Annotated in this window: 17 protein-coding genes; 9 read left to right on the top strand and 8 right to left on the bottom strand. The window is 63.6% G+C overall.

Annotated elements, in window-relative coordinates:
* The first annotated feature begins 12 nt into the window (after nucleotides 1-12).
* The 8 genes from proC to ACIPIJ_RS18465 all read left to right on the top strand — a co-directional run bounded on the left by proC (nucleotide 13) and on the right by ACIPIJ_RS18465 (nucleotide 5,858).
* Complete coding sequence (gene proC / locus ACIPIJ_RS18500) at nucleotides 13-831, top strand: pyrroline-5-carboxylate reductase (RefSeq protein ID WP_401079287.1); 819 nt, start codon at nucleotides 13-15, stop codon at nucleotides 829-831.
* Nucleotides 832-841: 10 nt separating this feature from the next.
* On the top strand, nucleotides 842-1,432 hold the full coding sequence (locus ACIPIJ_RS18495) for a YggT family protein (RefSeq protein ID WP_401079285.1): 591 nt from the start codon (nucleotides 842-844) through the stop codon (nucleotides 1,430-1,432).
* An 88-nt stretch (nucleotides 1,433-1,520) separates the two neighbouring features.
* The gene (locus tag ACIPIJ_RS18490) at nucleotides 1,521-2,660 is read left to right on the top strand and encodes a homoserine O-acetyltransferase (RefSeq protein WP_401079283.1); all 1,140 of its coding nucleotides are present in this window, start codon (nucleotides 1,521-1,523) and stop codon (nucleotides 2,658-2,660) included.
* Between the two features lie 7 nt (nucleotides 2,661-2,667).
* Entirely contained in the window at nucleotides 2,668-3,288 is a 621-nt protein-coding gene (metW, locus tag ACIPIJ_RS18485; RefSeq protein ID WP_008092977.1) for a methionine biosynthesis protein MetW, read from the top strand.
* A 22-nt stretch (nucleotides 3,289-3,310) separates the two neighbouring features.
* Complete coding sequence (locus ACIPIJ_RS18480; protein ID WP_401079281.1) at nucleotides 3,311-3,745, top strand: DUF4426 domain-containing protein; 435 nt, start codon at nucleotides 3,311-3,313, stop codon at nucleotides 3,743-3,745.
* Nucleotides 3,742-4,338: an RdgB/HAM1 family non-canonical purine NTP pyrophosphatase gene (gene rdgB / locus ACIPIJ_RS18475; RefSeq protein WP_401079279.1), complete on the top strand. Its 597-nt coding sequence runs from the start codon at nucleotides 3,742-3,744 to the stop codon at nucleotides 4,336-4,338. The genes ACIPIJ_RS18480 and rdgB overlap by 4 nt, the downstream gene beginning before the upstream one ends.
* A complete protein-coding gene (hemW, locus tag ACIPIJ_RS18470) occupies nucleotides 4,335-5,522 on the top strand; it encodes a radical SAM family heme chaperone HemW (RefSeq protein ID WP_401079277.1) in 1,188 nt (395 codons plus the stop codon). Before rdgB ends, hemW begins: the two co-directional genes overlap by 4 nt.
* A 9-nt stretch (nucleotides 5,523-5,531) precedes the next feature.
* Nucleotides 5,532-5,858, top strand: coding sequence for a DUF3392 family protein (locus ACIPIJ_RS18465; protein WP_054901878.1), 327 nt, complete (start codon nucleotides 5,532-5,534; stop codon nucleotides 5,856-5,858).
* Between the two features lie 161 nt (nucleotides 5,859-6,019).
* On the opposite strand, the gene trmB is transcribed toward ACIPIJ_RS18465, so the two are convergent.
* The 4 genes from trmB to ACIPIJ_RS18445 all read right to left on the bottom strand — a co-directional run bounded on the left by trmB (nucleotide 6,020) and on the right by ACIPIJ_RS18445 (nucleotide 8,294).
* Complete coding sequence (trmB, locus tag ACIPIJ_RS18460) at nucleotides 6,020-6,742, bottom strand: tRNA (guanosine(46)-N7)-methyltransferase TrmB (RefSeq protein ID WP_401079275.1); 723 nt, start codon at nucleotides 6,740-6,742, stop codon at nucleotides 6,020-6,022.
* Nucleotides 6,743-6,751: 9 nt separating this feature from the next.
* Entirely contained in the window at nucleotides 6,752-7,564 is an 813-nt protein-coding gene (locus ACIPIJ_RS18455) for a thiazole synthase (protein ID WP_401079273.1), read from the bottom strand.
* A gap of 54 nt (nucleotides 7,565-7,618) precedes the next feature.
* Nucleotides 7,619-7,819: a sulfur carrier protein ThiS gene (gene thiS / locus ACIPIJ_RS18450; RefSeq protein WP_401079271.1), complete on the bottom strand. Its 201-nt coding sequence runs from the start codon at nucleotides 7,817-7,819 to the stop codon at nucleotides 7,619-7,621.
* 103 nt (nucleotides 7,820-7,922) lie between these two features.
* Nucleotides 7,923-8,294 carry a DUF423 domain-containing protein gene (locus tag ACIPIJ_RS18445; protein WP_401079269.1) on the bottom strand — a complete coding sequence of 124 codons (372 nt, stop codon included), beginning with the start codon at nucleotides 8,292-8,294 and terminating at the stop codon, nucleotides 7,923-7,925.
* A gap of 64 nt (nucleotides 8,295-8,358) precedes the next feature.
* Between ACIPIJ_RS18445 and mtgA the strand changes: the two genes are divergently transcribed.
* Nucleotides 8,359-9,069 carry a monofunctional biosynthetic peptidoglycan transglycosylase gene (gene mtgA / locus ACIPIJ_RS18440; RefSeq protein ID WP_401079267.1) on the top strand — a complete coding sequence of 237 codons (711 nt, stop codon included), beginning with the start codon at nucleotides 8,359-8,361 and terminating at the stop codon, nucleotides 9,067-9,069.
* Nucleotides 9,070-9,120: 51 nt separating this feature from the next.
* On the opposite strand, the gene rpoH is transcribed toward mtgA, so the two are convergent.
* From rpoH to ftsY, 4 genes are all read right to left on the bottom strand, one after another.
* Nucleotides 9,121-9,975, bottom strand: coding sequence for an RNA polymerase sigma factor RpoH (rpoH, locus tag ACIPIJ_RS18435; RefSeq protein ID WP_401079265.1), 855 nt, complete (start codon nucleotides 9,973-9,975; stop codon nucleotides 9,121-9,123).
* A gap of 111 nt (nucleotides 9,976-10,086) precedes the next feature.
* On the bottom strand, nucleotides 10,087-11,112 hold the full coding sequence (ftsX, locus tag ACIPIJ_RS18430) for a permease-like cell division protein FtsX (protein ID WP_401079263.1): 1,026 nt from the start codon (nucleotides 11,110-11,112) through the stop codon (nucleotides 10,087-10,089).
* The gene (ftsE, locus tag ACIPIJ_RS18425; RefSeq protein WP_401079262.1) at nucleotides 11,109-11,780 is read right to left on the bottom strand and encodes a cell division ATP-binding protein FtsE; all 672 of its coding nucleotides are present in this window, start codon (nucleotides 11,778-11,780) and stop codon (nucleotides 11,109-11,111) included. The genes ftsX and ftsE overlap by 4 nt, the downstream gene beginning before the upstream one ends.
* On the bottom strand, nucleotides 11,777-13,432 hold the full coding sequence (ftsY, locus tag ACIPIJ_RS18420; RefSeq protein WP_401079260.1) for a signal recognition particle-docking protein FtsY: 1,656 nt from the start codon (nucleotides 13,430-13,432) through the stop codon (nucleotides 11,777-11,779). The genes ftsE and ftsY overlap by 4 nt, the downstream gene beginning before the upstream one ends.
* Between the last annotated feature and the right edge of the window lie 72 nt (nucleotides 13,433-13,504).

Here is a 13,504-nt window from a genome sequence, read left to right as displayed (position 1 = left end):
CAAGGACCTGACATGAGCAAGACACGTATTGCCTTCATCGGCGCCGGCAACATGGCTGCCAGCCTGATCGGCGGCCTGCGCGCGCAAGGCGTGGACGCCACGCAGATCCGCGCCAGCGACCCAGGCGCCGAGACCCGCACCCGCGTCCAGGGCGAACACGGTATCGAGGTGTTCGAAGACAATGCCCAGGCCATCGCCGGGGCCGACGTGATCGTCCTGGCGGTCAAGCCGCAGGTGATGAAGGCCGTCTGCGAGGCTCTGCAGGCAAACCTGCAAGAAGGCCAGCTGATCGTCTCCATCGCCGCCGGCATTACCTGTGCCAGCCTGCAGGCCTGGCTCGGCGCCCGCCCTGTGGTGCGCTGCATGCCCAACACCCCGGCACTGCTGCGCCAGGGCGTCAGTGGCCTGTATGCCACTGCCGAGGTATCCGGGGCCCAGCGCGAGCAGGCCGAGCAGCTGCTGTCGGCTGTCGGCACCGCCCTGTGGCTGGAGCAGGAACAACAGCTCGATGCCGTTACCGCTGTCTCCGGCAGCGGCCCGGCGTATTTCTTCTTGCTGATCGAAGCGATGACCGCCGCTGGCGAGAAACTCGGCCTGCCACGCGAAACCGCCTCTCAGCTGACCCTGCAGACCGCGCTGGGCGCCGCGCACATGGCGGTGGCCAGTGATGTCGACGCGGCCGAGCTGCGCCGCCGCGTCACATCGCCGGCCGGCACCACCGAGGCGGCAATCAAGTCTTTCCAGGCCAACGGTTTCGAAGCCATTGTCGAGCAGGCACTGGCCGCGGCGGCGACGCGTTCCGCCGAGCTGGCCGAGCAATTGGGCAAATAAGGAGCTTCAGATGAATGCACTGTCCGGCGCCGCGATCTTCGTGGTGCAAACCCTGGTCAGCCTGTACCTGGTGATCGTCCTGCTGCGCTTTGTGTTGCAGCTGGTAAAAGCCAACTTCTACAACCCGCTGTGCCAGTTCGCCGTTCGCGCCACCCAGCCGCTGCTAAAGCCTATCCGCCGCATCATCCCTAGCGTCGGCGGCCTGGACACTTCGTCGCTGCTGCTGGCGGTGGTCATTCAGGCGCTGCTGATGGGCTTCGTGCTGATGGTCACCTATGGCACCTTCGGCGACGCCCTGCACCTGCTGATGTGGGCAATCATCGGGATCACCTCGCTGTTCCTGAAAATTTTCTGGGTGGCGATGATCGTCATGGTGATCGTTTCCTGGGTCGCGCCCGGGAGCCACAACCCGGCGGCAGAACTGGCCTACCAGATCAGCGAGCCGGTGCTGGCGCCGTTCCGCCGCCTCGTGCCGAACCTGGGCGGCATGGACATTTCGCCGATCTTTGCCTTCCTGGCGATCCAGGTGATCCAGTCGTTCGTCATGCCACCGCTGGCGGCCTACGCCGGCATGCCACAAGAACTGTGGCGGATGATCTGACCCCTGTTGTTCCTGGCGGCAAGCCTTTGCTTGCCGCTGGGGGTAGCGCTCTTTAGACTTACGCCTCCGTCAAGCGTGAGCAGGGTCGATGTCCACTGTCCTTCCCGAAGATTCCGTCGGTCTGGTTACACCGCAAACAGCCCAATTCGATGAACCGCTGGCCCTTGCCTGTGGCCGCTCGCTGGCCAGCTACGCGCTGGTTTACGAGACCTATGGCACCCTGAACGCCAGCGCCAGCAATGCCGTGCTGATCTGCCATGCCCTGTCTGGCCATCACCATGCTGCCGGCTACCATGCCGCCACCGACCGCAAGCCGGGCTGGTGGGACAGCTGCATCGGCCCTGGCAAACCGATCGACACCAACCGTTTCTTCGTGGTCAGCCTGAACAACCTCGGCGGCTGCAACGGCAGCACCGGCCCGAGCAGCGTCAACCCGGCCACCGGCAAGCCCTATGGCGCCGATTTCCCGGTGCTGACGGTGGAAGACTGGGTGCACAGCCAGGCGCGCCTTGCAGACCGTTTGGGCATCCAGCAATGGGCTGCCATCGTCGGCGGCAGCCTCGGCGGCATGCAGGCCCTGCAATGGACCATGACCTACCCCGACCGTGTGCGCCATTGCGTCGATATCGCCTCGGCGCCCAAGCTGTCGGCGCAGAACATCGCCTTCAACGAAGTGGCGCGCCAGGCCATCCTCACCGACCCCGAGTTCCACGGTGGCTCGTTCCAGGACCAGGGCGTGATCCCCAAGCGCGGCCTGATGCTGGCGCGCATGGTCGGGCATATCACCTACCTGTCCGACGATTCGATGGGTGAGAAATTCGGCCGCGAACTCAAGAGCGACAAGCTCAACTACGACTTCCACAGCGTCGAATTCCAGGTCGAGAGCTACCTGCGCTATCAGGGCGAAGAGTTCTCCGGCCGCTTCGACGCCAACACCTACCTGTTGATGACCAAGGCGCTGGACTACTTCGACCCGGCCGCGGCCAATGGCGGTGACCTGGCTGCCACCCTGGCCAATGTCACGGCGGATTACTGCATCATGTCGTTCACCACCGACTGGCGCTTCTCGCCGGCCCGCTCGCGCGAGATCGTCGACGCCCTGATGGCAGCGCGCAAGAACGTCTGCTACCTGGAGATCGACTCGCCTTACGGGCACGATGCCTTCCTGATCCCCACGCCTCGCTACATGCAGGGTTTCGCGAACTACATGAACCGCATCGCCATCTGAGGACAGCATGAGAGCCGATCTGGAAATCATCCACGACTGGATTCCCGCCGGCAGCCGGGTACTCGACCTGGGCTGCGGCAGTGGCGAGCTGCTGGCTTCGCTGCGTGATCGCAAGCAGGTCACCGGCTACGGCCTGGAGATCGACGCTGACAACATCGCCGCCTGCGTGGCCAAAGGCGTCAACGTCATCGAACAGGACCTCGACAAGGGCCTGGGCAACTTCGCCAGCAACAGCTTCGACGTGGTGATCATGACCCAGGCCCTGCAGGCCGTGGAGTACCCGGACCGCATCCTCGACGAAATGTTGCGGGTGGGCCGCCAGTGCATCATCACCTTCCCGAATTTCGGCCACTGGCGCTGCCGTTGGTACCTGGCGACCAAAGGCCGCATGCCGGTATCGGACTTCATGCCATATACCTGGTACAACACGCCGAACATCCACTTCTGCACCTTCGCCGACTTTGAAGAGCTGTGCCACGAGCGTCACGCCAAGGTGCTGGACCGCCTGGCGGTCGACCACTTGCACCGCAATGGGTGGGGCGGCCGGCTTTGGCCTAATCTTCTAGGTGAAATCGGCATTTATCGCGTCAGCAGCCCAGGCTTGCAGGAGCACCAACTGGCGGTCTGACGCCCAGCAGAGGAATCGCACCATGCGTCGCCTAGCCCTGTTCCTGATCAGCCTGTGCCTGGCCCTGCCGGTACTGGCTGCCGATGCCGCCAAACCCGAGCGCAAGGAAGTCTTCGGTGACGTGACGGTGCATTACAGCGCCTTCACCTCGAGCATGCTGCAGCCGGATATTGCCGCCGCCACGGGGCTTACCCGCAGCAAGAACCAGGGGGTGCTCAACGTTGCCGTGTTCAAGGCCAGCAAGCCTGCCATGGCGGTGGTCAGCGGCACGGTGCAGGACCTCACCGGGCGCAGCAACCCGCTGTCGTTCAAGCAAATTACCGATCAAGGCGCGGTGTACTACATCGCCCAGTTCAAGATTGAACAGGCCGAGACGCTGACCTTCGACCTGAACGTCGAAACCGGCGGGGTCAGCCATAAACTCAGCTTCAACCAGGAAGTGTTCCCAGGCGAATGATGAATCTCCAGCAACTCGTATTGGCCAGCCACAATGCCGGCAAACTCAAGGAACTTCAGGCCATGCTCGGCCAGACGGTGCAACTGCGCTCGATCGGCGAGTTCAGCCAGGTCGAGCCTGAAGAAACCGGCCTGTCGTTCGTCGAGAACGCCATCCTCAAGGCGCGCAACGCCGCACGCATCTCCGGCTTGCCGGCGCTGGCAGACGATTCGGGCCTGGCGGTGGACTTCCTCGGCGGCGCGCCCGGCATCTACTCGGCGCGTTATGCCGATGGCAAGGGCGACGCGGCAAACAACGCCAAGTTGCTCGAAGCACTGAGCGACGTACCCGAAGATCAGCGCGGCGCCCAGTTCGTCTGTGTGCTGGCGCTGGTCCGCCATGCCGACGACCCGTTGCCGATCCTCTGCGAAGGCTTGTGGCACGGGCGCATCATGACCGAGGCCAGTGGCGAACATGGCTTCGGCTACGACCCGTTGTTCTGGGTGCCGGAGCGCAGTTGCTCGAGCGCCGACCTCGCCCCTGCCGACAAGAACCAGCTAAGCCACCGCGCCCGCGCCATGGCCCTGCTGCGCCAACGTCTGGGCCTGGCATGATCGAAATGCTGTCCACCCAGCCGCGCCAGCCCGGCGTGGCGGGTTTCGCCACGCTGCCACCGTTGTCGCTGTACATCCACATTCCGTGGTGCGTGCGCAAATGCCCCTATTGCGACTTCAACTCCCACGCCGCCGGGCCTGAGCTGCCGGAAGAAGCCTATGTCGATGCGCTGCTGACCGACCTCGACCAGGAGCTGCCTGCGGTGCAGGGCCGGCCCATCTCGTCGATCTTCTTCGGCGGCGGCACGCCTAGCCTGTTCAGCGCCAACGCACTTGGCAGGCTGCTGCGCGGCGTAGAGCAACGCATCCCGTTTGCGCCGGATATCGAGATTACTCTCGAAGCCAACCCCGGGACGTTCGAGCAGGACAAGTTCAAGGCCTACCGGCAAACGGGCATCAATCGCCTGTCGATCGGCGTGCAGAGCTTCCAGCCGGCCAAGCTCGAAGCACTGGGCCGCATCCACAATGGCGACGAGGCGGTCCGCGCAGCCGGCATGGCACGCGCCGCGGGCTTCGACAACTTCAACATGGACCTGATGCATGGCCTGCCCGATCAGTCGCTGGATGATGCGCTGGGCGACCTGCGCCAGGCCATCGACCTGGGGCCGACGCACCTGTCCTGGTACCAGCTGACCGTCGAACCGAACACCGTGTTCTGGAACCAGCCACCGGAGCTGCCGGAGGACGACATACTCTGGGACATCCAGGAAGCCGGCCAGGCGCTGATGGCCGCGAACGGCTTCAAGCAGTACGAAGTCTCGGCCTATGCCCAGCCTGGCCGCCCTGCCCGGCATAACCTCAACTACTGGCGCTTCGGCGACTTCATCGGCATCGGTGCCGGGGCCCACGGCAAACTGACCTTTGCCGACGGTCGCATCCTGCGTACCTGGAAAACCCGCCTGCCCAAGGACTACCTGAACCTGGCCAAACCGTTCAAGGCCGGCGAAAAGCGGCTGCCGGTCGACGAGCTGCCGTTCGAGTTCCTGATGAACGCACTGCGCCTCACCGATGGCGTGGAAGCCGAACTGTTCAGCCAACGTACCGGCCTGCCGCTGGCGCAACTGGCCGAGGCGCGTCGCGCTGCCGAACAAAAGGGCCTTTTGCAGGTCGAACCGGATCGATTGGCGGCCACGCCGCGCGGACAATTGTTCCTCAATGACCTGCTGCAGTATTTCTTGACCTAAGGATGACCCATGGATCTGGTACTCGATCTGCTGGCGACGGTTTCCCGCTGGAGCCGTAGCAACCTGTCTGAGATTTCTCTGGCCCTGGTAGGCTGCCTGCTGGTGCTGTTTGGCACTGATATCAAGGCCTGGGTGGAGCAACGACTGGGCGGCCTGGCCGGTGCCCTTCGCGTTCCGTTCATGGCGGCGCTGGTGATGATCGGCAGTGGCGCGGCGCTGATCTATGCGACGCCTTGGGTAGTGAAGGGGCTGAGCCAGTTCAACAACTATGCGCTGGCACCGGTGCTGTTGGTGGTGCTGGTGTTGATTGGCGTGGTGGCTGATCGGCGGGGGTAAGATTGCTAAAAGCTGCCGCGGCGAACCAAGGCAGCCCTATCGCTCCGGCTATCACTGGGTTCTCAGCCTTTTCGCCTCAACAAAAAACCGCCCTTCTCAAGGCGGTTTTTTTCGCCTGCATAACCGCAGACGTCAGTGCATCAAAGGGCTCAAACAGCCAATCAATCCACCTTCTCGAACTTCAAATCCCAAACCCCATGCCCCAAGCGCTCACCACGGCGCTCGAACTTGGTGATCGGACGTTCTTCCGGGCGCGGCACATAAGCCCCATCCGCCGCCTGGTTACGGTAACCCGGCGCAGCACTCATGACTTCCAGCATGTACTCGGCATACGGCTCCCAGTCGGTCGCCATGTGGAACACACCACCCGGCTTGAGCTTGCGGCGTACCAGCTCGGCGAACTCCAGCTGCACGATGCGGCGCTTGTGGTGGCGCGCCTTGTGCCATGGGTCGGGGAAGAACAGCATCAAGCGGTCGAGGCTGTTGTCGGCCACGCAGCGGTTGAGCACCTCGATGGCGTCGCAATCGTACACCCGCAGGTTCTTCAGGCCCTCAGTCAGCACGCCGTTGAGCAGCGCACCGACACCCGGGCGGTGCACTTCGACGCCGATGAAATCCTGCTCCGGCGCGGCAGCGGCCATTTCCAGCAGGGAATGGCCCATACCGAAGCCGATCTCCAGTGTGCGTGGCGCCGAACGCCCGAACACCTGGTCGTAGTCCACCACACTGTCGGCCAGCGGCAGGATGTACAGCGGGCCACCCTGGTCCAGGCCGCGTTGCTGGCCTTCGGTCATGCGCCCGGCGCGCATCACGAAACTCTTGATGCGGCGGTGTGGGCGCGCTTCGCCGTCGGTGGTGGTCGGCGTATCTTGCGATTCAGTCATCAGGGGCTCTTACTTGATCAGGCCATCCAGCGGCGAAGAGGCGCTGGCATAGAGTTTCTTCGGCATGCGCCCGGCGAGGTAAGCCATGCGCCCGGCGAGGATTGCGTGCTTCATGGCTTCGGCCATCAGCACAGGTTGTTGGGCGTGGGCGATGGCCGAGTTCATCAGCACGGCTTCACAGCCCATTTCCATGGCGATGGTGGCGTCGGAGGCGGTACCCACGCCAGCATCGACCAGCACCGGCACTTTGGATTCTTCGAGGATGATCTGCAGGTTGTACGGGTTGCAGATACCCAGGCCGGTACCGATCAGGCCTGCCAGCGGCATGACCGCGATGCAGCCGACTTCGGCCAGCTGACGGGCAATGATCGGGTCGTCGCTGGTATAGACCATCACGTCGAAACCGTCCTTGACCAGCACTTCGGCGGCCTTGAGGGTTTCGATCACGTTCGGGAACAGGGTTTTCTGGTCGGCCAGGACTTCCAGCTTCACCAGGGTCCGCTCTTCATGGGACTTGCGACCATCGAGCAGCTCGCGGGCCAGGCGGCAGGTGCGGACTGCTTCCACTGCGTCAAAGCAGCCAGCGGTGTTTGGCAGGATGGTGTACTTGTCGGGCGACAGCACGTCGAGCAGGTTCGGTTCGCCCGCATTCTGGCCAAGGTTGGTGCGGCGCACGGCGACGGTAACGATTTCGGCACCCGAGGCCTCAGTGGCCAGACGGGTTTCTTCCATGTCACGGTACTTGCCGGTACCGACCAGCAGGCGCGACTGGAAAGTACGCCCGGCCAGGGTAAAGGGCTTGTCGCTACGAACGTTGCTCATCGTTGTTCCTCGGGAAAAGTGTGCTGGGCTTGCAGGTGAATCGCCGGGCCGCAATCAGCCGCCACCGATGGCGTGGACCACTTCGACCTGGTCGCCATCATTCAACAGTGTGCTGCCGTGCTGGCTGCGCGGCACGATATCCAGGTTGAGTTCCACCGCCACCCGGCGCCCGGCCAGTTCCAGGCGGGTCAGCAGGGCCGCGACGCTTTCGCCAGCGGGCAATTCGTAAGGTTCACCGTTCAGTTGAATGCGCATGCGCACGGCCACCATTGTGCTTTTCGGGCCCGCATTCTAGCGCCGATCAACGCGTGAACCCAAGGGCGGTGCACGCCATTAGTCGCGATTGTGGACCGGTTGGTCAGCCCAGGCGCCAGGCTGCCAGGCCCAGGCACAGCCAGCCCGCGAGGAAGCACAGGCCGCCGATGGGGGTGATGATGCCGAGCTTGCCCAGCCCGCTCAGGGTCAGCAGGTACAGGCTACCGGAGAACAATACGATGCCTAGGGCGAACAGACCGCCGGCCCAGCCCACCAGCCGCCCCGGCAAGTGCGTGGCCAGCAGCGCGACGCCGAAGATCGCCAGGGCATGCACCAGTTGGTAGGTCACACCGGTGTGAAAGATCGCCAGGTAGTCGGCTGTCAGGCGGTTTTTCAGCCCGTGGGCGGCGAACGCACCCAGGGCGACACCGGTGAAGCCGAAAAAGGCAGCGAGCATCAGGAAGCTGCGAAGCATGGGACGACTCCTTGTATCGGGTCTGTATAATGGCCCGTTCCAACGGTCCGGCCAAGCCATCGCCATGCTGTCATCCCTTATCCGTCGCCTCGCCCGCGCCCTGCTGTGGTTCGCTGCCGGCAGCATCGTCGTCGTGCTGGTGTTCCGCTGGGTGCCGCCGCCCGGCACGGCATTGATGGCCGAGCGCAAGGTGCAGTCGTGGTTCAGCGGCGAGCCGATCGACCTGCAGCGCGACTGGGAACCGTGGGAAAACATCTCTGACGAGCTCAAGGTGGCGGTCATCGCCGGCGAGGACCAGAAGTTCGCCAACCATTGGGGCTTCGACATCCCAGCCATTCAGGCGGCGCTGGCCTATAACGAGCGTGGCGGCAGCATCCGCGGTGCCAGCACCCTGACCCAGCAGGTGGCCAAGAACCTGTTCCTGTGGTCGGGCCGCAGCTGGTTCCGCAAGGGGCTCGAGGCCTGGTTCACGGCACTGATCGAGTTGTTCTGGTCCAAGGAGCGGATCCTTGAGGTCTACCTGAACAGCGCCGAATGGGGCGAGGGGGTGTTTGGCGCCCAGGCTGCGGCGCGCTATCACTACGGCATCGATGCCAGCCGCCTGAGCCGCCAGCAAGCAGCCCAATTGGCTGCCGTGTTGCCCAGCCCGATCAAGTGGAGTGCCAGCCGTCCGAGTGCCTATGTGGCCAGCCGGGCGGGTTGGATCCGGCGGCAGATGAGCCAGCTGGGTGGGCCGAGTTACCTGATGCAGCTGGACGCTTCGCGCAGGCAATAAAAAGCCGCGCCCTTCACAGGGCACGGCTTTTCATCTCCAGCCAGGCGCCAATCAGATGGTAATCAGTGCTTTGACCTTGTTCATCGCATTCTTCTCCAGCTGACGAATACGCTCAGCCGAAACGCTGTACTTGTCCGCCAGCTCATGCAACGTCGCTTTCTCTTCAGCCAACCAGCGCTGGTAGAGGATGTCGCGGCTACGGTCGTCCAACCCCTGCAGTGCTTCATGCAGGTTGCTGGTGGAGTTGTCGCTCCAATCGGCGTCTTCAAGCTGCACCGCAGGGTCGTAACGGTGGTCTTCCAGGTAATGTGCAGGCGACTGGAAGGCGCTGTCGTCGTCAGCTTCGGCGGCCGGGTCGAAGGCCATGTCCTGGCCACTCAGACGGCTTTCCATCTCGCGCACTTCACGCGGCTCGACGCCCAGGCTCTCCGCCACACGATGCACTTCATCGTTGTTCAACCAGGCCAGGCGTTTCTTCTGGCTGCGCAGGTTGAAGAACAGCTTGCGCTGGGCCTTGGTGGTCGCCACTTTGACGATGCGCCAGTTGCGCAGGATGAATTCGTGGATTTCAGCCTTGATCCAGTGCACGGCAAAGGACACCAGGCGCACACCCATTTCCGGGTTGAAGCGCTTGACCGCCTTCATCAAGCCGACGTTGCCTTCCTGGATCAGGTCGGCCTGGGCCAGGCCGTAGCCTGCATAGCTACGGGCGATATGCACGACGAAACGCAGGTGGGCCATCACCATTTGCCGAGCGGCCTCAAGATCCTGCTCATAATAGAGACGCTCGGCCAGATCACGCTCCTGCTCGACCGTCAGCAGCGGGATGCTGTTGACCGTGTGCACATAGGCTTCCAGGTTCGCACCGGGTACCAGGGCATAGGCAGGTTGCAACGATGTGGTCATTCAAGAACCTCCGACTTACCAGACTCGTGCCTTGTGGGCACTGCCAACATTGACCTGGAACCCAGGTACAAGTTCCAAAAATGAAAAATTGTCAATGCTGGCACAGAAAAACTATCGAGGCGCCAGCTCGTTCAAGTGGCGAGCGACCGCGATCCATGCACCGATATACCCTAACAGTACCGCCCCGATCAAGAGCGACAGACCATCGGCTGCTGGCACCCCGCCCAGGGCGAAGTCACTGCCATACAGCCCAGACAGCCCTACCACGGCCTCGTTCAGCCAGTTCAGGCCGAATGCCAGGATACCCCAGGCCAACAGGCCAGCACCCAGGCCATACAACGCGCCCATGTACAGGAAAGGCCGGCGTACATAGCTGTCGGTGCCGCCAACCAGCTTGATCACTTCGATCTCGGTGCGGCGGTTTTCAATGTGTAGACGAATTGTGTTACCGATTACTAACAGCAAGGCAGAAATAAGCATGACCGCCAGGCCGAAGACGAAACGGTCACCCAGTTTCAGGATGGCCGCCAAGCGCTCCACCCACACCAGGTCAAGCTGTGCGTTCTCCACCCGCGGCAACTCGGCCAGGCGCTGACGCAAGGCCTCAAGCGCAGGCTTGTCGACTTCGGTCGGGGTCACCACCACCACGCCAGGCAGCGGGTTGTCGGGCAGTTCGCGCAGCGCTTCGCCCAGGCCTGACTGCTGCTGGAACTCCTCAAGCGCCTGCCCTGGGCTGACATACAGGGCATCAGCCACGCCGGGCATGCCCTTGATCTCTTCGCGCAGGGCCTCGCCTGCCTGGCTGCCCGCGTCGAGCTTCAGGTACAGCGAAATCTGCGCGGCGCGCTGCCAGGAGCCGCCGAGTATCTCGACGTTCTTCAGCAGCAGCGACAGGCCCATGGGCATGCTCAACGCCACGGCCATGACCAGGCAGGTGAAGAAGCTGCCGATCGGCTGTTTGCCCAGGCGGCGCAGGCTGTCGGCCAGGCTCGCGCGGTGGCTTTCCAGCCAGGCATTGAACAGCGTGCGGAAATCCGGGCCGTCATCGTCATGCCCACCGGGCTTTTTCTTGAGATCCGCGTCGGCCGCTTTGGGCGCGACCCGTTCAGAAACCTTGGGTGTACGTGTAGTGCTCATTGCCCGGCCTCCCCATCGCCGATCAATCGGCCGCGCTGCAGGGTCAGCATGCGGTGGCGCATGCGCGCGATCAGTGCCAGGTCGTGGCTGGCGATCAATACCGTGGTGCCCAGGCGGTTGATGTCCTCGAACACGCCCATGATCTCCGCGGCCAGGCGTGGGTCGAGGTTACCGGTCGGTTCGTCGGCCAGCAGCAAGGCGGGCTGGTGAACGATGGCACGGGCAATGCCGACGCGCTGTTGCTGGCCAGTGGAAAGGTCGGCCGGGAACAGGTCGCCCTTGTCGACCAGCGACACGCGCTCCAGCGCCGAGTCCACCCGTTTGGCGATTTCGGCCTTGGACAAGCCGAGTATCTGCAGCGGCAGGGCGATGTTGTTGAACACGGTACGGTCGAACAACAACTGGTGGTTCTGGAACACCACACCTATCTGCCGACGCAGGAACGGGATTTGCGCGTTGCTGATCTGGCCGAGGTCCTGCCCTGCCAGCAGCAATTTGCCGCTGGTTGGGCGCTCCATGGCCAGCAGCAGGCGCAGCAAGGTGCTCTTGCCGGCGCCTGAATGGCCGGTGACGAACAGGAATTCGCCCCGGCGCGCCCGGAAACTCAGCTCATGCAAGCCGACATGGCCGTTGGGGTAGCGCTTGGCAACCTGTTCGAATCGGATCATGGGTGCTCTCGCTCGGCGAACAGAGCCTTGACGAACGGCTCGGCTTCGAAGGTACGCAGGTCGTCGATGCCTTCACCGACGCCGATGAAGCGGATCGGGATGTTGAACTGCTTGGCCAGGGCGAAGATGACCCCACCCTTGGCGGTGCCGTCCAGCTTGGTCAGGGCCAGGCCGGTCAGCTCGACGCTCTGGTTGAAATACTTGGCCTGACTGATGGCGTTCTGGCCGGTACCGGCATCGAGCACCAGCAGCACCTCGTGCGGCGCCTCGGCGTCGAGTTTGCCCATCACCCGGCGAACTTTCTTCAGTTCTTCCATCAGGTTGTCTTTGGTGTGGAGGCGACCGGCGGTATCGGCGATCAGCACATCGGCACCACGGGCCTTGGCGGCCTGCACGGCATCGAAGATCACCGACGCCGAGTCGGCACCGGTGTGCTGGGCGATCACCGGGATCTGGTTACGCTCGCCCCAGACCTGCAATTGCTCGACCGCGGCGGCACGGAAGGTGTCGCCCGCGGCCAGCATGACCTTCTTGCCTTCGAGCTGCAGCTTCTTGGCCAGCTTGCCGATGGTGGTGGTCTTGCCAGCACCGTTCACGCCGACCACGAGGATCACGTAGGGCTTGTTCTGCGACTCGATTTTCAGCGGTTGCTCGACCGGGCGCAGCAGCGCGGCCAGCTCATCCTGCAGCGACTTGTACAGGGCATCGGCGTCGGCCAGCTGTTTGCGGGCGACCTTCTGGGTCAGGTTCTGGACAATGGTCGAGGTAGCTTCCACGCCGACGTCCGCGGTCAGCAGGCGAGTTTCGATCTCGTCGAGCAGGTCATCGTCGATGACCTTCTTGCCCAGGAACAGGCTCGCCATGCCCTCGCCAATGCTGGCGCTGGTCTTCGACAGGCCCTGCTTGAGGCGGGCGAAGAAGCCAGGCTTGGACGGCTCGGCGATGGCTGGAGCAGCGGCGACAGGGGTCGGCTCGGTTTCAGCTTCTGGCTCTACAGGTGCGGGCACTGTGGCGGGGGCTTCGACCACCGGCGCGACCGGTTCTGGCGCCGGGCGCTCGGGGATCGCTGGCGGGGCCTTGGGCTCAAGGTCCGGGACCAGGGCGACGGGCTCCTCGGCAACAGGCAGGACCAGGTTGCTGACGGGGGGCTCGATGGCTTCGATTGCCGGGGCCTGAGGGGCTACGGCGACTGGAGCAGGGCTCTCGGGCTGCGTGGCGGCAGGCGCCGCATGCGCGCGCAAGCCCGCTGCCACAGGGGCCGGTGCAGGTTCAGCGATCGGTGCTGCTTCTGACGCCGGGGCGGGCTCAGGAACGGGTGCAACCTCAGGGGCTGGAACAGGCTCAGGAACCGATACAACCTCAGGGGCCGGGGCACGATCAAGCACGGGTGCGGGCTCAGGAGCGCGCAAAGGCTCAGCATGCAGAGGGGCCTCAGCGACAGGTGCAGTGGCCTCGGCGACCACCGGCTCGACCGGAGCAGCTTCAGGTTGCTCGACGGCGGGCTGCGACGCTACCGGCTCTGCAGCCTGCGCATCGGGGGCTTGTGGCTGTTCGGCGACAGGTTGCTGCGGCTTCTTGCGAAACCAGCTGAACAGGCCTTTTTTCTCGCCAGCCTCTGCCGGCGCTTTTTTGTCGTCGTTGGAACCAAACATGGAAGACGGCTATCTCAGGGTAGCGATGGGCCAGCAGCGGCACATCGGGAATTCTCTAAACGCAGAACAGAC

It is taken from the genome of Pseudomonas sp. NPDC087185 (assembly GCF_044744955.1).
In the GTDB taxonomy this organism is placed as follows: Bacteria; Pseudomonadota; Gammaproteobacteria; order Pseudomonadales; family Pseudomonadaceae; genus Aquipseudomonas.
This window is presented reverse-complemented; position numbering and strand designations above follow the sequence as displayed.